At 59.6% G+C, this 18,845-nt stretch carries 19 protein-coding genes and 9 pseudogenes; 19 read left to right on the top strand and 9 right to left on the bottom strand.

Features of this window, described 5'->3' with window-relative positions:
- Nucleotides 1-74: 74 nt before the first annotated feature.
- From GKE73_RS04165 to GKE73_RS22435, 3 genes and pseudogenes are all read left to right on the top strand, one after another.
- Nucleotides 75-356 (top strand): annotated as a pseudogene (locus tag GKE73_RS04165) (NAD(P)-binding domain-containing protein); the annotation flags it as partial.
- A 131-nt stretch (nt 357-487) separates the two neighbouring features.
- A complete protein-coding gene (locus GKE73_RS22440) occupies nt 488-766 on the top strand; it encodes a DUF2520 domain-containing protein (protein WP_280954749.1) in 279 nt (92 codons plus the stop codon).
- 11 nt (nt 767-777) lie between these two features.
- Nucleotides 778-981, top strand: coding sequence for a hypothetical protein (locus GKE73_RS22435; protein ID WP_312854357.1), 204 nt, complete (start codon nt 778-780; stop codon nt 979-981).
- Here GKE73_RS22435 and pncB read toward each other — a convergent pair.
- The 3 genes and pseudogenes from pncB to GKE73_RS04145 all read right to left on the bottom strand — a co-directional run bounded on the left by pncB (nt 942) and on the right by GKE73_RS04145 (nt 3,516).
- Nucleotides 942-2,150: a nicotinate phosphoribosyltransferase gene (pncB, locus tag GKE73_RS04155; protein WP_230371393.1), complete on the bottom strand. Its 1,209-nt coding sequence runs from the start codon at nt 2,148-2,150 to the stop codon at nt 942-944. The genes GKE73_RS22435 and pncB overlap by 40 nt on opposite strands.
- Before the next feature lie 85 nt (nt 2,151-2,235).
- Nucleotides 2,236-2,938: pseudogene (locus GKE73_RS04150) on the bottom strand (SAM-dependent methyltransferase).
- Nucleotides 2,938-3,516: a Maf family nucleotide pyrophosphatase gene (locus GKE73_RS04145; RefSeq protein ID WP_230371392.1), complete on the bottom strand. Its 579-nt coding sequence runs from the start codon at nt 3,514-3,516 to the stop codon at nt 2,938-2,940. The pseudogene GKE73_RS04150 and the gene GKE73_RS04145 overlap by 1 nt, the downstream one beginning before the upstream one ends.
- 103 nt (nt 3,517-3,619) lie before the next feature.
- Between GKE73_RS04145 and GKE73_RS04140 the strand changes: the two genes are divergently transcribed.
- From GKE73_RS04140 to GKE73_RS04100, 9 genes and pseudogenes are all read left to right on the top strand, one after another.
- Entirely contained in the window at nt 3,620-4,123 is a 504-nt protein-coding gene (locus tag GKE73_RS04140; RefSeq protein WP_230369206.1) for a YceD family protein, read from the top strand.
- 46 nt (nt 4,124-4,169) lie between these two features.
- A complete protein-coding gene (gene rpmF, locus GKE73_RS04135; RefSeq protein WP_230369205.1) occupies nt 4,170-4,349 on the top strand; it encodes a 50S ribosomal protein L32 in 180 nt (59 codons plus the stop codon).
- Nucleotides 4,350-4,406: 57 nt separating this feature from the next.
- A pseudogene (gene plsX / locus GKE73_RS04130) lies at nt 4,407-5,444 on the top strand (phosphate acyltransferase PlsX).
- Between the two features lie 6 nt (nt 5,445-5,450).
- Nucleotides 5,451-6,409 (top strand): annotated as a pseudogene (locus tag GKE73_RS04125) (beta-ketoacyl-ACP synthase III).
- A gap of 93 nt (nt 6,410-6,502) precedes the next feature.
- Nucleotides 6,503-7,433: pseudogene (fabD, locus tag GKE73_RS04120) on the top strand (ACP S-malonyltransferase).
- Nucleotides 7,434-7,514: 81 nt separating this feature from the next.
- A pseudogene (fabG, locus tag GKE73_RS04115) lies at nt 7,515-8,253 on the top strand (3-oxoacyl-ACP reductase FabG).
- A gap of 108 nt (nt 8,254-8,361) precedes the next feature.
- The gene (gene acpP, locus GKE73_RS04110) at nt 8,362-8,601 is read left to right on the top strand and encodes an acyl carrier protein (RefSeq protein ID WP_230369204.1); all 240 of its coding nucleotides are present in this window, start codon (nt 8,362-8,364) and stop codon (nt 8,599-8,601) included.
- Between the two features lie 165 nt (nt 8,602-8,766).
- A pseudogene (gene fabF, locus GKE73_RS04105) lies at nt 8,767-10,011 on the top strand (beta-ketoacyl-ACP synthase II).
- A gap of 108 nt (nt 10,012-10,119) precedes the next feature.
- Nucleotides 10,120-11,412 carry an aminodeoxychorismate synthase component I gene (locus GKE73_RS04100; RefSeq protein ID WP_230369203.1) on the top strand — a complete coding sequence of 431 codons (1,293 nt, stop codon included), beginning with the start codon at nt 10,120-10,122 and terminating at the stop codon, nt 11,410-11,412.
- A 164-nt stretch (nt 11,413-11,576) separates the two neighbouring features.
- On the opposite strand, the gene GKE73_RS04095 is transcribed toward GKE73_RS04100, so the two are convergent.
- Entirely contained in the window at nt 11,577-11,834 is a 258-nt protein-coding gene (locus GKE73_RS04095) for a hypothetical protein (RefSeq protein ID WP_230369202.1), read from the bottom strand.
- 22 nt (nt 11,835-11,856) lie between these two features.
- Here GKE73_RS04095 and GKE73_RS04090 point away from each other — a divergent pair, with 22 nt between their 5' ends.
- The 4 genes from GKE73_RS04090 to GKE73_RS04075 all read left to right on the top strand — a co-directional run bounded on the left by GKE73_RS04090 (nt 11,857) and on the right by GKE73_RS04075 (nt 14,159).
- Nucleotides 11,857-12,126: an aminotransferase class IV gene (locus tag GKE73_RS04090; protein ID WP_230369201.1), complete on the top strand. Its 270-nt coding sequence runs from the start codon at nt 11,857-11,859 to the stop codon at nt 12,124-12,126.
- Nucleotides 12,054-12,224, top strand: coding sequence for a hypothetical protein (locus GKE73_RS04085; protein ID WP_230371548.1), 171 nt, complete (start codon nt 12,054-12,056; stop codon nt 12,222-12,224). The genes GKE73_RS04090 and GKE73_RS04085 overlap by 73 nt, the downstream gene beginning before the upstream one ends.
- 115 nt (nt 12,225-12,339) lie before the next feature.
- Nucleotides 12,340-12,903, top strand: a complete 564-nt coding sequence (locus GKE73_RS04080) for a peroxiredoxin (protein ID WP_230369200.1) — start codon at nt 12,340-12,342, stop codon at nt 12,901-12,903.
- Between the two features lie 266 nt (nt 12,904-13,169).
- Nucleotides 13,170-14,159 carry an EAL domain-containing protein gene (locus tag GKE73_RS04075; protein ID WP_230369199.1) on the top strand — a complete coding sequence of 330 codons (990 nt, stop codon included), beginning with the start codon at nt 13,170-13,172 and terminating at the stop codon, nt 14,157-14,159.
- Here the strand turns inward: GKE73_RS04075 and GKE73_RS04070 are convergent.
- Nucleotides 14,053-14,340: a DUF4936 family protein gene (locus GKE73_RS04070; RefSeq protein ID WP_230369198.1), complete on the bottom strand. Its 288-nt coding sequence runs from the start codon at nt 14,338-14,340 to the stop codon at nt 14,053-14,055. The two genes, GKE73_RS04075 and GKE73_RS04070, sit on opposite strands and share 107 nt — an antisense overlap.
- Before the next feature lie 15 nt (nt 14,341-14,355).
- Here GKE73_RS04070 and GKE73_RS24530 point away from each other — a divergent pair, with 15 nt between their 5' ends.
- Entirely contained in the window at nt 14,356-14,898 is a 543-nt protein-coding gene (locus tag GKE73_RS24530; protein ID WP_312854356.1) for a prephenate dehydrogenase/arogenate dehydrogenase family protein, read from the top strand.
- Complete coding sequence (locus GKE73_RS24525) at nt 14,787-15,335, top strand: prephenate dehydrogenase (RefSeq protein WP_312854355.1); 549 nt, start codon at nt 14,787-14,789, stop codon at nt 15,333-15,335. Before GKE73_RS24530 ends, GKE73_RS24525 begins: the two co-directional genes overlap by 112 nt.
- A 66-nt stretch (nt 15,336-15,401) precedes the next feature.
- Here GKE73_RS24525 and GKE73_RS22430 read toward each other — a convergent pair whose 3' ends face one another.
- The 4 genes and pseudogenes from GKE73_RS22430 to aroA form a co-directional block, all read right to left on the bottom strand.
- Complete coding sequence (locus GKE73_RS22430; protein ID WP_312854354.1) at nt 15,402-15,569, bottom strand: cytochrome b; 168 nt, start codon at nt 15,567-15,569, stop codon at nt 15,402-15,404.
- Entirely contained in the window at nt 15,530-15,946 is a 417-nt protein-coding gene (locus GKE73_RS04060; protein WP_280954748.1) for a cytochrome b, read from the bottom strand. Before GKE73_RS04060 ends, GKE73_RS22430 begins: the two co-directional genes overlap by 40 nt.
- Nucleotides 15,947-16,044: 98 nt before the next feature.
- Complete coding sequence (locus GKE73_RS04055; protein WP_230369197.1) at nt 16,045-16,503, bottom strand: pyrophosphohydrolase domain-containing protein; 459 nt, start codon at nt 16,501-16,503, stop codon at nt 16,045-16,047.
- 93 nt (nt 16,504-16,596) lie between these two features.
- Nucleotides 16,597-17,914 (bottom strand): annotated as a pseudogene (gene aroA / locus GKE73_RS04050) (3-phosphoshikimate 1-carboxyvinyltransferase).
- A 227-nt stretch (nt 17,915-18,141) separates the two neighbouring features.
- Between aroA and cmk the strand changes: the two are divergent.
- Nucleotides 18,142-18,810: pseudogene (gene cmk, locus GKE73_RS04045) on the top strand ((d)CMP kinase).
- Nucleotides 18,811-18,845: the final 35 nt, after the last annotated feature.

The following is an 18,845-nucleotide window of genomic DNA, read 5'->3' as shown; positions in this document are numbered from 1 at the left end:
CGACGGCGTGTCCTATTGTTATCGTTTTTGCCGGTACGGGGAATGGCCCGTTGCCAACAAACGGATGATCTCTCGTGACACTTTCTTCTTTGACCATTATCGGCGCCGGACGTCTGGGGCGCACGCTGGGGCGCTTGGCGGTGGCCAGCGGACGTTATCAGATTCAGGATGTCGTCGGTCGTACGCTGGCATCCGCCAGCGAGGCCGCTGATTTCATCGGTGCGGGCCAGCCGGTTGCGGACCTGCGGCAGATGCGTTCGGCCAACCTTGTCTTGTTGTCGGTGCCGGATGCGGCTATCGGCACCACGGCGCAGCAGCTGGCCGATAGCGGTATCCGGCTGGACGGTGCGGTGGTGTTTCATGCCAGCGGTGCGGCGGAATCCAGCGTGCTACATCCGCTACGTGCGGCCGGGGCCGGCTCGGCAGCCTGCACCCCGCTTTTTCCTTTGCCGATCCGGCGCGGGCGGCGACCACGTTTGCCGGAACCTTGTGTGCCATCGAAGGCGACGATGCGGCACTGCCTGCGCTACAGGCGTTGGCCGAAGCGCTGGGCGGGAGGCCGTTCCGGCTGGCCCAAGGCGGCAAGGCGGCTTATCACGCGGCATTGTCGGTCGCGTCCAATTATCTGGTCACGCTCACCGACATGGCGCAAGGGTTGGCCGAACAAGCCGGGGTGCCGGATGATTTGTTGCGGCCGCTGCTGGGAAACCTGATGCGCCAGACGCTGGAAAATGCTCTGGCGCTGGGGTTTAAGCCGCCGCCCTGACCGGGCCGATCGTGCGTGGCGATGTGCCCACGGTAGCGCGCCATCTGGCGGTGATTCACGACCCGGGGTTGGCCGAAAGCTATCGCGCGCTGGCCCGGCAGACCATCGTGCTGGCGGGCGACAAGCTCGCCAATCCGGCTCGTGCGGCGTTGCTGCAGTTGCTGGACGGTGCGGCTCAGTCCGCCGACGCTGGCACCGCTACGTTGAAAACCTGACGCAGGTAGGCCAGGAACGTGGCATCCCGACACAGTGTCTTGCCCGGGCTGTCCGACAGCTTGGCCACCGGCTGGCCATTGCAGCTGACCAGCTTGAGCACGATCTGTAACGGTTCCAGCCCCATGTCGTTGGTGAAATGCGTGCCGATGCCAAAGCTGACCTGAATGTCCTGACTGAAATGGCGATGTAGCGCCAAGGCCCGGTCGATACTCAGTGCATCGCTGAATGTCAGCATTTTGGTCGCCGGGTTGATGCGCAGCTTGTGGTAATGCGCCAGTGCCTTTTCGCCCCATACGTACGGGTCGCCGCTATCGTGGCGCAGCCCGTCAAACAGCTTGGCAAAGTACAGGTCAAAGTCCATCAGGAAGGCGTCCATGCCCACCACATCGGTCAAGGCAATACCCAGATCGCCACGGTACTCCTGCACCCATGACTCCAGCGCGGCCTTCTGAAAATCGCGCAGCCGCACCCCCAGCGCCTGAAAGGCCTGGAAAAACTCATGCGCCATGGTGCCAATGGGGGTAATGCCCAGTTGCCGCGCCAGATAAACATTGCTGGTGCCACGGAAAATTTCCGGCACAGCGGTGTGCAGCTGGCGAATCACCTCATAGTGCCAGTCCCGGCTGAAGCGCCGACGGGTGCCAAAGTCGGAAATCAGCAAAGGAAAACGCTGCTGGGCGGCTTCTGTACGCTGAAACGCCTGTAACGTGGCGATTTTTTCATCCAGTAAGCGCTGGCCTTCGGCGCGCACTTCCGGTGTATCCAGCCGCGTGCAGTGCAACTCGTTGATGATGGCCAGCACGAAAATCTCGAAGAACATCACCTGAATCAGCGGGCCTTGCAGCCGCACGACCAGATTGTCGCCAGCGGTGGTCACGGTGATGAAGCGGCGCTGGAAGTGGAACAGCTCCAGATAATCGACAAAATCACTCTTGATGAAACGCAGGCTGCGCAGGTAATCCAGTTCATCCTGCGTGAAGCGTAACTGGCACAGGTGGTCAAGCTGGGCTTCCAGCTGGTGCTGCAATAACGCCAGCGGCTGTTGCGGTGTATTGCGGCATTTGAACTCGTATTCGCCATACGAGGCCGGGAACTGGTGCAGTACCGCCTGCAACATGGTGAATTTGTACAGGTCGGTATCCAGCAGGGAAGTAATCAGGGGCGTCATCGGCATGGTGGCAGGCGGCGAAAGGACAAACCGTGGGAGAATGCGCCCGGCAGGCCGTTGCAGGCAAGTCGGGCCGCGCTAACGATTAACCGGCGTACAGCACGAAAATGGCCGGGCGTTTGTGAAAATCCGGGGGAAGCGTTGGCCAGTCCTTCACTTAAGCTGACAATGGTTTGTGTCGGCAGGGTCAGATCCGCGGCCACGCACAGGCGAGTGGACGGCGCCAGGGTTTCGCGCAACTGTTGCAGCAAGGCATTGTTGCGGTATGGCGTTTCGATGAAGACCTGTGTTTCGTTGCGCTGACGCGAACGCTGCTCCAGTTCGCGGATGGCCTTGTCTTTTTCGCCATGGTCCACCGGCAGATAACCATGGAAGGCAAAGCACTGGCCGTTGGCGCCAGATGCCATCATCGCCAGCAGGATCGACGACGGGCCAATCAGCGGCTCCACCCGGTAACCGCGCTCATGCGCCAGCGCCACCAGCTGTGCGCCGGGGTCGGCCACTGCCGGGCATCCGGCTTCGGAAACCAGCCCGACATCGTGTCCGGCGGCCAGCGGGGCGAGCAGTGCCGCCACGTCGCCGGGCTTGGTGTGTTCGTTCAGGGTCTGCATCGACAACTCGCGGATAGGCGTGGTCACACCCAATGCCTTGAGGTGCCGACGCGCGGTTTTTTCCGCTTCGACCACGAAATGGGTGATATGCAGCACCTTGGCGCGTTCGTCTTCCGGCAACCACGCCACCGCTTCATCGCCCAGCGGGGTGGGGATCAAAAACAATGTGCCTGCCATTACAATACCTCCACGTCTTCATTAGCCAACATGCTGACCAGCTGGAACAGCGGTACGCCGATCAGGGAGTTGGGGTCGTCCGACTCCACTTTTTCCAGTAGGGCACCGCCCAGTCCCTCGCTTTTGGCACTACCGGCACAGTGCAGCGCATCCGGCTCGCGCGTGAGGTAAGCCCGAATCTGCTGATCGGTAAGCTGGCGCAGGGTGACGTGGGTGAGTCCCACGGTTTCCTGCAGATGGCCGGTTTTGCTGTTGTAGAGCGCCAGCGCAGAATGAAATACCACCGTGCGGCCACTCATCCAGCGCAGCATCTCCACGCCTTTTTCAAATGTGCCCGGCTTGCCGATTTGCTGGCCATCCAGCAGCGCCACCTGGTCCGAGCCGATGATCAGGGCTTCCGGGTAACGTGCCGCCAGCGACATGGCCTTGGTGCGTGCCAGTCGTACGGCTGTGTCGAGGGCGGTTTCGCAAGCAAGCGGCGTTTCGTCACAAATGGGGGGCGTTGCTTCAAACGGCAAACCCAGACGGCTGATGATTTCGCGGCGGTAGCGCGAGGTAGAAGCCAGTACAATCTGCATGATGGTGTGGTGCAAGGGAAGCAGCGCCGGAGGATGAGCGTAGGCCGTTGTTCCCTTGATTCTTTTGACAAATCAGGGGCGGCAATTATATCATGCTGGGTTTATGTCTAACCCGATTTTGATCGATTCGCTCAAGTTCGCCCGTGAGGGTCGTACGTTGGCTGGCAAATTGCCGGTTAACGCACTGGATGAGCGTGTTCACAGCGACCTGTCCGACACCAGTGGTGAAGTGGATTACACCACGGAGGGCTTTCGCGACCGGTTGGGGCGTTTGTCGCTTCGTCTGGTGCTGAAAGCCCGGCTCCAGCTGGCTTGCCAGCGTTGCATGACCGGGATGGAATACCGTGTGGAGACTGATTCAGTCATTACACTGTTTACCGATCCGGAAAAGCTTGAGCTGGCGTGCGAGCAGGACGAATCGCTGGATGCCATTCTCGCCGAGCCTGAACTGGACGTGAAAGCGTTGATCGAAGACGAAATCATCATGGACTTGCCGCTGTCGCCCAAACACGACGATTGTGGTTCGGACACTCTCTTGCGCGCCAAGGCTGACAAGCCCAATCCGTTTGCGGTGCTGGCAGCGCTCAAGACGTCCAAGTCCGAGTGAAACCGGGTTCGTTAAAGAATCTACTTGAATTTCTTAGGAGTCGACCATGGCTGTTCAACAGAACAAAAAGTCCCCGTCCAAACGTGGCATGCACCGCGCCCACGATTTTCTGACCGCCCCGTCGCTGGCTAAAGAGCCGACCACTGGCGAAACCCATCTGCGTCACCACATCAGCCCGAACGGCGTGTATCGTGGCCGCAAGGTTGTGAAGGCTAAAGGCGAGTAATCGCTGCGTTGTATCCCTCCTTCATAACAACAGGTAGGTCCACTACCGATTACGTTGATGACTATCACCGTTGCAGTTGATGCCATGGGCGGTGACGTTGGCCTCAAGGTCACCGTCCCTGCATCAATCAAATTTCTCCAAGACCACCCCGACACACGTCTGATTCTTGTAGGTGACGAAGCGGCCCTCACTGCCGAGTTGTCCCGTCACGCCGACGTGCCGCGCGAGCGTCTCCAACTCCAGCATGCCACTCAGGTGGTGGATATGGATGAAACGCCCCAGTTGGCGCTGAAGAACAAGAAAGACTCGTCTATGCGGGTGGCGATCAATCTGGTCAAGCAAGGACAGGCGCAGGCAGCCGTGTCGGCGGGTAATACCGGCGCACTGATGGCAACGGCGCGTTTTGTCCTGAAAACCATTCCGGGTATCGACCGTCCTGCCATTGCCAAAATGCTGCCGTCCCTCAAAGGGCACACCTGCATGCTGGATTTGGGGGCCAATGTCGATTGCACGCCTGAACAATTATTACAGTTTGGCATCATGGGGTCGGTGCTGGTTTCCAGTACCGCAGGTAAGGCCAACCCCACCGTCGGGCTGTTGAATATCGGTTCGGAAGAGATCAAGGGTAACGACAGCGTGAAAAAGGCTGGCGAATACCTGCGCCATTCCGAGCTGAATTTTTATGGCAACGTCGAAGGTAACGACGTCTACAAAGGCACGGTAGATGTGGTAGTCTGCGACGGCTTTACCGGTAACGTGGCGCTGAAATCGGCCGAGGGGCTGGCGCAGATGATTGCTTAACTTTTTGCGTGAAGAGTTTACCCGTACCGGTGGACGCGCTTGTGTGCGCTGGCAGCCATGCCGGTACTCAAGCACTTCAAGGCTCGTGTGGACCCGCGCCGCTATAACGGCGCCAGCTTGTTGGGTTTGCGCGGCATTGTGGTCAAGAGCCACGGGGGAACCGACGCAGAAGGATTCCGTTACGCGCTGGAACAGGCTTGCGAGGAAGCCGGTTCTGACGTGATTGGTCACATCGCCAACCGGGTTGCCCATCAACTAGAAAACCTCAAGACACCCGAGGCAGCAGCGAACTGACACTACATGGCCCATTCCCGTATTCTTGGCACCGGTAGCTATCTGCCACCGAACGTGCTTACCAATGCGATGTTGGCCGAACGAGTGGATACCGATGACGAATGGATCGTCTCCCGTACCGGTATCCACTCTCGCCACATCGCCAACGATGAAGATAAAACCAGCGACCGGCTTTGCGGGCCGCTGAAGCCGCTATTGCCAATGCCGGTATCGCGCGCGAAGAGATCGACCTCATCATCGTCGCCACATCCACGCCGGACATGATTTTCCCGAGCACGGCCTGCCTGCTGCAGGAAAAGCTGGGGGTTCATGGTTGCGCCGCGTTTGACGTACAGGCGGTGTGCGCCGGTTTCATGTATGCACTGGTGACCGCTCACAATTACATCAAGAGCGGCATGGCCAAGAAGGCGCTGGTAGTGGGCGCGGAGATTTTCTCCCGCATTCTCGACTGGGAAGATCGCCGCACCTGTGTGCTGTTTGGCGATGGCGCCGGTGCCGTGGTGCTGGGTGAGGCGGATGAACCGGGTATTCTCCATGCCAAACTGGCATCGGATGGCCGTTATCACCGCATTCTCAGCACGCCGGGGCAGATTGCTTCCGGCCAGATTGTAGGCAAGCCGTATCTCACCATGGACGGCCCGGCGGTCTTCAAGTTTGCCGTCAAGGCCTTGGCCGACATCGCTGCCTCTACGTTGGCCGAAGCCTGCGTGGACAAGTCCGAAGTCGACTGGCTGGTGCCGCACCAAGCCAACCTGCGCATCATCGAATCCACGGCCAAGCATCTTGGCTTGTCGATGGACAAGGTGGTGGTGACCCTGCCGGAGCAGGGTAATACCTCGGCGGCATCGATTCCGCTGGCGCTTGACCATGCAGTGCGCGCCGGTCAGATTACGCGTGGCCAGACCATCCTGCTGGAAGGCATTGGCGGTGGTTTTGCACGGGGTGCGGTACTGCTTAAGTTTTGATGTCGGTGATGCAAGGCTGCTGCATTAGCGTGGCCAATTGCCAGCAATGGCGCCTTGTATCGGGTTTCCGTTCCAATTAGCTGGAGACAGACTATGGCGTTTGCCTTCCTTTTCCCGGGCCAAGGCTCGCAAAGCCTCAAGATGATGAACGGCTTTGGCGATCTGCCCGTGGTGCAACATACCTTTCAAGAGGCGTCCGATGCGTTGGGCGTTGACCTGTGGGGCATGCTTCAGGCCGAAACGCCGGAAGCCATCAATGCCACCGTCAATACCCAGCCGATCATGCTGGCGGCTGGCGTGGCCACCTATCTGGCTTGGCAGGAGCTGAACGGTAGCCAGTAAGCGGTTGTGGCTGGCCATAGCACTGGTGAATACACCGCGCTGGTGGCTGCCGGTGCCTTGCCATTTGCCGAAGCCGTCAAGCTGGTGCGTCTGCGTGCCGAAGCCATGCAGAACGCCGTACCGGCGGGCGAGGGCGCCATGGCGGCCATACTCAACCTGTCCGACGATGATGTACGCGCGGCCTGTCTGGAAGCCGCCCAAGGTGCGGTGGTGGAAGCGGTCAACTTCAACTCGCCGGGGCAGGTGGTCATTGCCGGTTCCAAGGCGGCCGTCGAGCGCGCCATGGAAGCCTGCAAGGCTCGTGGCGCCAAGCGTGCGCTGCCGTTGCCGGTATCCGTACCATCGCACTGCGCGTTGATGAAGCTCAGCGGCCGAGCAACTGGCCGCTGCGCTGCAGAACGTTCATATCAATACTCCGGCCATCCCGGTGTTGCACAATGCCGACGTAGCCAGCTACAGCGAAGCGGATCAGATTCGCGATGCATTGGTGCGCCAGTTGTACAGCCCGGTGCGCTGGACTGAAACCATCCAGAAACTGGCTGGCGACGGCATTACCCTGATGGCAGAGTGCGGTCCGGGTAAGGTATTGGCCGGTTTGGCCAAACGCATCGATAGCAACGTCAAGTGCCCGGCGTTGACCGATGGCGCCGCGCTGGAAGCGGCCAAGGCCGAGTTGCTGTAATCCTGCAGGAACAGCGGCTTATCCATAAAAAAAGGTTGGCCAGCCGGTTTTTGGCCAACCTTGGTAACAAGGAATGACACGATGACTCTGCAAGGCAAGATCGCGCTGGTAACGGGCGCATCACGCGGTATTGGCGCGGCCATTGCTGACCTGTTGGCCGAAGAAGGGGCCACCGTGATTGGTACCGCTACCTCGGAAAGTGGCGCAGCCGCCATTCAGGAGCGTTTGTCTGCCAAGGGCGGCGCGGGCCGGGTGCTCAACGTGACCGCAGACGGCGCGATTGAGGCGTTGGTTGATAGTGTTGAAAAAGAATTCGGCGCCGTGACCATTTTGGTCAATAATGCCGGGGATCACCCGCGATGGCTTGTTGATGCGCATGAAAGACGAAGACTGGGATGCCATCATGGATACCAATCTGAAGTCGGTCTTCAAGGCTTCCAAGGCCGTGATGCGCAGTATGATGAAGGCCCGCTGGGGCCGTATCATCAACATCGCCTCGGTCGTGGGTGCCATGGGCAATGCCGGTCAGGCCAACTACGCCGCCGCCAAAGCCGGTATCATGGGTTTTACCAAATCGATGGCACGCGAAGTGGGCAGCCGTAACATCACTGTCAACTGCGTGGCGCCGGGTTTTATCGATACCGACATGACGCGAGCTCTGCCGGAAGCACAGCGTGAGGCGCTGGTACAACAGATTGCCTTGGGTCGCCTTGGCGATGCCAAGGATATTGCCGATGCCGTGGCCTTTCTGGCGTCGGATCGTGCAGCCTACATTACCGGTCAGACACTGCATGTCAACGGTGGCATGCTGATGCCTTGAGATGCGTTTGATACAATAAAACACGCATTGGGTAGGCTACTCTAATTTTTTTTTGTAGAATAGTCGGGTTTTGTTGTCCCGAATCAGAAAGGTAAAGGGTTTAAACAAATGGAAAACATTGAAGCGCGCGTTAAAAAGATCGTTGCCGAACAACTGGGCGTGAACGAAGCCGAAGTGAAGAACGAATCTTCCTTCGTCGACGATCTGGGCGCTGACTCCCTCGATACCGTCGAGCTGGTTATGGCTCTGGAAGAAGAGTTCGAGTGCGAGATTCCGGACGAAGATGCAGAAAAGATCACCAGCGTTCAGCAAGCGATCGACTACGTTAACGGTCATCTGAACAAGTAATTCTTGTAACGAGAATTACCAGGACCTCTGCCCGGTGTGGCCTTGGCTCGCCTGCAGGGGTCTTTTGCTAAAGTGGGGTCCAAACGTGCGTTTGACAGCTAATCGCCGTGACGCATGTTGCTGGATCATCGGGAGACGGCCTCCCTTTACTCACGGAGATTCCCCTTGTCCAAACGCAGAGTTGTTGTAACCGGTCTGGGTCACGTATCCCCTATCGGTAACGATGTTGCGACCGGATGGGCCAATCTGCTCGTAAGCAAGAGTGGTATCGGTACCATTACCCGTTTTGATGCCAGCGACTTGGCTTGCCAGATTGCTGGCGAAGTAAAAGATTTCGACATCAGCCAGTACATTTCCCCCAAGGATGCACGGCGGATGGATTTGTTCATCCACTACGGTATTGCCGCCGCCTTGCAGGCCATTGGCGATGCCGGGCTGGATGACGTAGCCAATCTGGACAAAACTCGCGTGGGCGTGAATATCGGTTCTGGTATCGGTGGTTTGCCGCTGATCGAAGAAACCGGTGTGGCGCTACAGGCCGGTGGCCCGCGCAAGATTGGTCCGTTCTTTATTCCGGGTTCGCTGATTAACCTGATCGCAGGCCATGTCTCGATCATCAAGGGTTATCAGGGTCCGTCTTACGGTATCGTTTCCGCCTGCACGACCGGCGCACACTGTATTGGTGATGCGGCACGCGTCATCAAATATGGTGATGCCGACGTGATGGTTGCCGGTGGCGCTGAAGGTGCTATCAGCCGCTTGGGCGTGGGTGGCTTTGCCGCCATGAAGGCGCTGTCGACCCGTAATGATGATCCGGCAACCGCCTCCCGTCCACCGGGATACCGGCCGTGACGGCTTTGTCATGGGCGAAGGTGCCGGTGTGCTGGTGCTGGAAGAATACGAACATGCGGTGAAGCGTGGTGCCACCATTTATGCTGAGCTGATTGGTTTCGGCATGAGTTCCGATGCGCATCACATTACCGCTCCCAACGCCGAAGGTCCGGCGCGCGGCGTGACTAACGCCTTGCGTGATGCCGGTATCAACCCGGATGAAGTGGATTACGTGAATGCTCACGGTACTTCCACGCCGCTGGGTGATGCCAATGAAACCAATGCGCTGAAACTGGCGTTTGGCGAGCATGCCAAGAAGCTGGTGGTGAACTCCACCAAGTCGATGACCGGTCACTTGCTGGGTGGTGCTTAGGCGGGGTGGAAGCCGTGTATTCGATTCTGGCGCTGCACAATCAGGTATCGCCCCCGACCATCAACCTGTTCGAGCAGGATCTGGAACACGGTTGCGATCTGGATTACGTGCCTAATACCGCTCGTGACATGAAGATCAATGTGGCCATTTCCAACTCGTTTGGTTTTGGCGGCACCAACGGTACCTTGGTCTTCCGCAAGGCATGATGACAGCCCCGATCCCGGGGATGTGATTGACAGGCAAAACCGCTGCGATACACTCGCAGCGGTTTTCTTTTGCGATGTGCAGGATGACTTCGCGCATCAGGATGGCTCATGTTTACCCGCGCACTGGATAGCGTCCCCGATCTGCTGGCTCTGCATGCTGCGGATCGCCAGACTTTTCCCTACTTGTTGATGTCCTCCGGCGATACCGGTTGGGACATGTTGTTCATGGCTTCTTCGGTACAGCTGTACCAGAGCGGGCAGGGGCCATTGCTGCTGGATGCCCTGCGGGCGTTCCGGCCTGAGGTGGTGGATAACCCGTCCGCGCTGCCGTTTATTGGCGGCTGGTTTGTTTATCTTGGTTACGATGTGCTGTCGGAATTTGAACCGTGTGTGCCCCCTGCCTTGCCGGACAGCTTTCCGCTGGCGGCATTGGCACGGGTACCAGCGGCGGTGCTGGTCAACCGCGTCAGCGGGCAGGCCTGGCTGGTGGCAGAGCAGGCCGAGCAGCTGGAACAGTTGGCCGAACACGTCTCAGCCGCCCCGGCCTTGTCACCACGCGTCGTGTCTCTGGCCGCGCTGGAAGAAGACCCGCCGGAGTGGTACACCGAGGCGGTGCGCCGCATCAAACGTTACATCGTCGATGGCGATGTCTTTCAGGTGAATATCTCGCGTGGCTGGCGTGCGAAGTTGGCCGAAAACCTGTCGGCGGCCGAGCTGTTTGCCGCGCTGCGTCGTGCGAACCCGGCGCCGTTTTCCGCTTTGGCGGATTTTGGCAGTGCGCAGATCGTCAGCTCATCGCCCGAACGGCTGGTGCGTGTGCGTGATGGCTGGGTTGAAACCCGGCCGATTGCCGGTACTCATCCGCGCTCGCCGGAGGCGGCGGAAGATGCGGCGCTCAGGCAACGGTTGATTTCCAGCGTCAAGGAGCGGGCCGAGCATGTAATGCTGATTGATCTGGAACGGAACGATCTGGGGCGCATTTGCCAGCCGGGTACGGTGGAGGTGAATGAGCTGATGGCGGTGGCCAGCTACGCCTACGTGCACCATATCGAATCCAATGTGCGCGGCCGCGTGCGACCGGAAATCACCCCGCTGGACGTGCTGCGGGCCGTGTTTCCCGGCGGCACCATTACCGGCTGCCCCAAGGTGCGCACCATGCAGATCATCCGCGAACTGGAGAACAGCCCGCGGCGTGCCTACACCGGTAGCCTCGGTTACCTCAACCGTGATGGCACGATGGACCTCAACATCCTGATCCGTACCTTCATGCAGGAAGGGCAGCAATTGCGCTTCCGCGCTGGTGGCGGCATCGTTGCAGATTCCGACCCGGAACGCGAGCTGATGGAAACGCGCCACAAGGCGCGCGGCCTGTTGCGGGCGCTGGGTGTGGAGCAAGCCTGATGGCCATGCTGATCAATGGCCAGCCGGGCGCTAGCATCAGTGCACTCGATCGCGGTTTGGCTTATGGCGACGGCGTGTACCGGACGCTGGAATGGCGCAACGGCCAGCCCCGGCTGTGGCGCTGGCAATATGCAAGGTTGGCCGAAGACGCTGCACGTTTGTGTTTACCGGTTCCGGCTGAGGCGTTGTTGCTGGAGGAAATGTGTCAGCTGACACCGGGGCTGGAGCGTGCCGTCATCAAGATTGTGCTGACGCGCGGCGTCGGGCAACGCGGTTACGCCATACCGGAGCCGTGCCAGCCCACCCGGATGATTTCGGCCAACCCTTGGGACGGTTATCCGGCAACGTTGGCCGAACATGGCGTCACGGTGCGCTGGTGCCAGCTGCGTCTGGCCAGCCAGCCGCTGTTGGTAAGCAATCAAGCATCTGAACCGGCTGGAGAACGTGCTGGCCCGCTCGGAATGGCAAGATCCGGCGATACGCGAAGGGCTGTTGTGCGATCAAGATGGGCGAGTGACCGAAGCCACCATGAGCAATGTGTATGTGCTCAAGGATGGCGTATTGCTAACGCCGCCATTACACCAGTGCGGCGTGCGCGGCGCGGTGCGCGACTGGTTGTTTGACTGTGCGCGCTGGGGCTGGTGCTGGAGGAGGCCGAGTTGCGCGCGGGCGATGTGCTGGTCGCCGATGCGCTGCTGCTCTCCAACAGTTTGATGGGCATCTGGCCGGTGGCGCAGCTGGACGCACGGGTCTGGCGGGATTTCACCGTGGCACAGCGTCTGCGGCAACACTGGTTGGCCGAAACGGCCTGACCATCGCCGCCATTTTTTATTCTTTTTATGGATAAACTTCGTCATTTTTATTGTTTATCCAAATAAAACCGCCTGTGTATAGTCGGCCCATCCATCCTTGAACGGAGACAGAACGATGAGCTTGCGACTTGGCGATACCGCCCCCGACTTTACCCAGGATTCGACCGAAGGCCCGCTGCATTTCCATCAATGGCTGGGTGACAGCTGGGGCATTCTGTTTTCCCATCCCGCCGACTACACCCCGGTGTGCACTACCGAACTGGGCGCTACCGCCAGGTTGGCCGAAGAGTTTGCCAAGCGCCATGTCAAGGTGATTGCACTGTCGGTGGACCCGGTGGAGGCGCATCACGGCTGGATTCGCGACATCAACGATACCCAGTCCACCACGGTGAATTTCCCTATCATCGCCGATGCCGACAAGAAGGTGTCGCAGCTGTATGACCTGATTCACCCCAATGCCAGCAGCACGCATACCGTGCGGTCACTGTTCATCATTGATCCGGCCAAGAAAGTCCGCCTGATCATTACCTATCCGGCCAGTACCGGGCGCAACTTCAACGAAATCCTGCGCGTGATCGATTCGCTGCAACTGACCGACCAGCATAGTGTGGCGACGCCCGCCAACTGGGAACAGGGCCGGACGTGGTCATCGTGCCATCGTTGCAGGATGAAGACGTGATCCGCGCCAGGTTCCCGCAAGGGTATCGCGCCATTCGTCCTTATCTGCGGCTGACGGCACAACCGGGCCGTTAAGCCGGTGTGTCGGGACTGAATCACTGGTGGTTTCTCCTCTTGCCTCTGAGTCTGGGCCGAACACTCCGTTCGGCCATTTTTTTGCCTGCCGGACAGCCAGTGGCAAGACCGTATGGCAAGTGGAGCGAGGATGGCGAAGGGCTCCCCGATCCGGCTTGCGGAGCCTAGCGGTGTGGCTCTGGGAGTAAGAAAATGAGTGCGCAAGGCTCAATATCATGCCGTGCGGCGCCGGTTGGCCCGCTACGGCGGTTGCCCGATGAGGCTGATCTGGACTTTATCAATCAGCGGCTGGATGTCCACGGCTTTGAAGCCAGCCCGCTGCGCTGGCAGGGCGACTGGGTGCGTGGGCGCCATGAAGAATGGCGGCTGCGTAGTGTTTACCAGCCCATTTACCGCGTACTGCCGGACGGTATTGAGGGTTGGGGCGTGGAAGCACTGGCGCGGGTTGCGGATGGCTTTGGCGGCCAGATCGCGCCGACGGTACTCTTTGCTGCCGAAACCTCGCCGCGCCGCACGGTGTTTCTGGACCGGCAATTGCGCTGTCTGCATTTGCTGAATTTTTTGCTGCAACGGCCCCAGCCTGGCTTGCGGCTGGCACTGAACGTCAATGCCCAGCATCTGGTCAATGTGGCAGAAGGGCTGGGGCTGTTTTTTGCCGAGATCGTGGCGCAATTACAGGTCGCACCGTCTCAGATCTGTCTGGAAGTGGTGGAAGATGCCGTCAGTGATCCGGTGCGCCTGTTGTCCGCCGTGCAACGCTACCGCGAACTGGGGTTCCAGATTGCTCTGGACGACTTTGGTCAGGGCGCCTCCAATCTGGAGCGCGTCTGGTTGCTGGAGCCCGATCTGGTGAAACTGGACAAGGTCTTGCTGCGCCATGCGCTGATGCGCCCGGCGGTGCGCGACAAGCTGGCGCAGCTGGTGGAGATTCTGCATCTGCATGGCGCCAAGGTGTTGGCCGAAGGCGTGGAATGCGAGTGGCAACTGACCATTGCGCGCGAGGCGGGCTGTGACTTTGTCCAAGGCTACCATCTGGCCCGGCTTAAGCAGAACGCTTGCTGCCGGATGCCACCGTTCAGCTTTGTGGCGTGTAGCCGAGCGGCTGAAACCATTCTTCGTGGCGCTCACCGCAGCCGCTGGCCACGTCATGGCGGGCCACGGCGTGGGCGAGACGCGCGCTAAAGTCGGCCGCATTGTTGATCCCTTCATACACCTCCATCCAGGTGTCCGGTTGGTCGCGACGCTGTAACAGGCTGGCGCGGACCCCGTAGCCGGTCAGTTCCAGCTGCATCGCCTGCAGACGCAATAACAGGTCGTCAGGCGCCCGGCTGGCGTTGAAATACACATACAGCGACATGCTCATGTCCATCTCCGCTCTATGGGAAATCGCCCTCTGGCCGAGGGGAAAATCGCTTATCATAGACGCTTTGCCAATAACCGGGGTGTTGACCCGGTGATGAACAAGGGGGCGGTGGTGCAGGGCATTGGGACCTTGGTCGTAGTAGGCGTCGGCTTGATCGGCGGATCGTTTGCCTTGTCGCTCAAGCGTGCAGGCAAGGTGAAACGGGTGATCGGTGTTGGCCGAACGCTGGACAACCTGCAGCGCGCGCTGGAACTGGGCGTGGTGGATGAAATCAGCCAGGATCTGGCCACGGTGGCACCACAGGCCGATCTGGTCTTGCTGTCGGCACCGGTGGGGCAGATGGGCGCGTTGATGGCGGCCTTGGCGCCGGTATTGCCTGCACATGCCATCGTGACCGATGCCAAAGCAGTACCAAGGGCGATGTCGTCGCGTTGTTCCGTGAGTATTTGCCGCAGCATCTGGCGCATTGCGTTCCGGCGCATCCGATTGCCGGGTCTGACCTGTCTGGCGCGGCCGCTGCCCAGTATGGCCTGTATGAAAACCGCAAGGTCGTGCTGACGCCGCTGCCGGAAACGCTGGAGGATGCCACCGCTACCGTATCCGACTTGTGGCAGGCCTGTGGTGCCCGGCTGCATACCATGACAGCCGACGAACACGACGCGGTGTTTGCCACAGTCAGCCATCTGCCGCATCTGCTGGCGTTTGCCTATGTCGACATGGTGGCCAGCAAGGACGACGGGGCGCGCTGTTTTGATTTTGCCGCCACCGGGTTTCGCGATTTCACGCGTATTGCTGGCAGCCATCCCGAAATGTGGAAAGACATCAGTCTGGCTAACCGCGAGGCGCTGTTGACGGAATTGACGCGCTATCAGCAGGCTTTGGCCGATCTGGCCCAGCGTCTGGAAAATTCCGATGCGGCAGGGTTGGCCGAAATGTTTGCGCGCGCCCGCACCGCCCGGGTGGCCCGGAACCAGAAATTTATGCGGCAAAGTTGATGTGGTGGGTGGTTGCATAAAAAAGGTTGGCACAAGCCAACCTTTTTTGTGGGCAGAGGCAACGGCTTAACGCAGCGGGCCGGTCAGACGGGTCAGGGTGTCATCCTTGACGAAGCGGTGATGCCAGATCGCGGCGGCGACATGCAAGATCACCAGCCACAACAGCACATTGCCCAGTGCCTCGTGCACTTCCTTCAGGTCGTGCGCGGTTGCCCGGCTGATCGAAAACAGCACCGGCAGCGGCATGCCAAAGAAAGCCGGGTGTGACCACTGCCCTGAACAATCGCAATCCCCAGCAGCGGCAACGCCAGCATCAGCGCATACAAGGCCCAGTGGGTGACGTGTGCCAGCAGCAGGCTAGGTTTGTTCGGCGTCGGGGTAATGTCAGGTACCCGGTTGTTCACGCGCCACAACAGACGCGGCAACACGACCAGCAGCACGATCAGACCGGCCTGAAAGTGGCCGAATTTCATCGCGTCGCGTAATGCCGTCCCCTTGGGGAAAAAGTCTTTGACCTCAATAAAGGCCAGCGCGGCAATCACCGCCAGCGCCGAGAGCCAGTGCAGGGCGCGCGTCAGTTGACCGTAACTGTGTTGCGAATTTTTCAGCATGGGAATCCTCCCCAGAATTGTTGTATTTGCCCGAAATAATACCGTTGTTTCATTAACGCCATCTTAACCCGACAGGCGCAAGGGGCGGTTTGTGCTGGTCAGTCATGCACGGAGTTGGCCGAAACCATTTCATCACCTGCCTGTTGCGCCTCTTGGATGATCCGCTGTTTATTGGCTGGTTGCCAGCCTTCTGGTTTCAGTACCTTGCCGTCGGCCCGGCGCACGATCTGACCGTTGACGCATTTGCGCAGGTTGGCGGCATGGATTTCCTCCGCCATGGCCTCCACCGGCATGCCTTGTGACAACAACAGTCCGGTCAGTACGTTCAATACGTCCACGCCCTCGGCGGTGAGTTCGGCCATGCGGCGGTGTCGCTCATCTGGCTGGTCTGACGGCATATTCTTGAAGGCGTGCAATGCCTCGCGGAATTCCAGCAGTTCTTCCTCCAGCATGGTTTCCCACATGGCAAGGGTGTCTGGCTCGCAGCAGGGTTGGGCCGGAATGGCGATGTCAAACCGCTGCATGAATTCGCGGCGCAAGGAGAAGAAATTTTTCATGATCCAGTTGGTATAAGAACGCCGGAGACTAACCGGCGGTTAAAACAAAAAGCGCCCGAAGGCGCTTGATGTACAGGCATTGGCCAGCGGGTATCAAAACGACTTGACGGGCGGCGGCGGCTCGATCGGACGCAGTGACGACAGTACACGGAAATAATCCGGGAAGGTCTTGGCCACGCATTTCGGGTCGTTGATGACCACCGGCACGCCCATCAGCGACACCAGTGAAAAGCACATGGCCATGCGGTGATCGTCATAGGTGTCGATTTCTGCCTCGGCAATCAGCGTGTCGGGAGGGGTGATACGCAAGTAGTCTTGCCCTTCTTCCACCGTTGCGCCCAGCTTGCGCAGCTCGGTCGCCATGGCCGTCAGCCGGTCGGTTTCCTTGACGCGCCAGCTTTCGATGTTGCGCAAGGTGGTGGTGCCATCGGCGGCCAGAGCTGCTACGGCGATGGTCATGGCCGCATCGGGAATATGGTTCAGATCGGCATCAATCGCCTTGAGCTGGCCATTGGCGCGCGCTTCCACCCAGTTGTCGCCCATGCTGATCTCCACGCCCATCTGGCGCAGCGTGTCGGCAAACTTCACATCGCCCTGAATGCTGTTTCGGCCAACCCCTTCAACCCGTACCGGGCCACCAGCCGGGCACCGGCTGCCAGAAAGTACGAGGCACTGGAGGCGTCGCCTTCGACGTGCACTTCGCCCGGCGAAATGTACTGCTGCCCGCTTAAGCAATGGTGAAGCGCTGCCAACCACCGGCGTTCCACATGCACGCCAAAGCGCGCCATCAGGTTGAGGGTGATCTCGATATACGGCTTGGAAATCAGCTCGCCAATCACTTCGATCGTCACGGTTTCGCCTGTCAGCGGCAGCGCCATCAACAGCGCGGTCAGAAACTGGCTGGAGACATTGCCCTTGACCGGAATCACTTCACCAGCGCGCAGTGTCGCCGGTGCGATGGTCAGCGGCGGGTAACCGGCATGCTCCTGATAGCGAATGTCAGCACCGGCCGCGCGCAGGGCATCGACCAGGTCGCCAATTGGCCGTTCGTGCATGCGGGGCACGCCGCTCAAATGATAATGCCCTTGCATCAAGGCCAGCGCCGCGGTCAGCGGCCGGAAGGCCGTATGCCGTTGCCCAGAAACAGGTCGGCACTCTTGACCGGGAATTCGCCGTGCACGCCTTGCACGCGGAAGTCGCGGCTGTCGCCGACTTGTTCAACCTCAACGCCCAGCAGGCGCAGGGCGTTGAGCATGTGACGGATGTCATCGGAATCCAGCAGGTCGCGTACCAGCGTACTGCCGCTGGCCAGTGCGGCCAGCAGCAGGGTACGGTTGGAAATGCTTTTGGAGCCCGGCAATTTTATCGTGCCGGACAGCTGTGCCGTCGGCGTTAGTCGCAACTGTTCCATGAGTGTAAAGGTGTGTCTCGGTTTGTCGTGTTGCAGGAGTCGGTGCGGGTGACACCCGGCCAGATAGCCGCTGCCTTAGAGTTTAACTGTAACCGGCGTCGCAGGGGCGTGCAAACCCGATTATCGTCATGGCATCGCTGGGCGGCAGCAGATTGAGTGCGCTAAACTGTCTGTTTTTGCCATGGTTAGCCCGCAGGCAGGCCGGTCTTTCTTGGAAAGCAGCAGTCATGATTGCACCAGTCATCACCATCGACGGACCCTCCGCCTCGGGCAAGGGCACGGTAGCGGCCATTGTCGCCAACCGCCTCGGGTTTCATTATCTCGATTCCGGTTCGTTGTATCGGCTGTTGGCGCTCTATGCCACGCAACAGCAAATTGGCTGGGATGATGAAGACAGGTTGGCCGAACTGGCCAAGCACCTGTAAGCGGAGTTTCGTGCGGGTGAGGTGTGGTTGGCTGGCCACGATGTCAGTGCCGACATCCGTGCAGAGGCAATCGGTATTGGCGCCTCGCGGGTGGGGGCGCTGCCTGCCGTGCGCGCCGCGCTGCTGCAACGCCAGCGCGATTTTCGCCAGCTCCCCGGCTTGCTGACCGATGGCCGCGACATGGGATCGGTCGTCTTTCCCGACGCCACCCTCAAGATATTTCTCACCGCCAGTGCCGATGAGAGGGCGCAACGCCGCTATAAGCAGTTGATAGGCAAGGGGGAATCTGCTAATCTCCCACAGATTAAGCAGGACATTATTGATCGGGATGCGCGTGATGCCGCCCGTGCAGTAGCGCCACTGCGACAAGAGCCGGACGCCTTGCTACTCGATACCACAGCGCTAACCATAGACCAGTCGGTCGATCAGGTGTTGGCATGGTTCGGGGAGAAACAGGTCTCCGGTTCATGATTTTTTGTAAAGGCGCTTTGTTGCCATGGCTCGGG

The organism is Paludibacterium denitrificans, from assembly GCF_009707705.1.
GTDB lineage: Bacteria > Pseudomonadota > Gammaproteobacteria > Burkholderiales > Chromobacteriaceae > Paludibacterium_A > Paludibacterium_A denitrificans.
The sequence above is the reverse complement of the archived record's forward strand: the minus strand, read 5'-3'. Positions and strand labels throughout refer to the sequence as shown.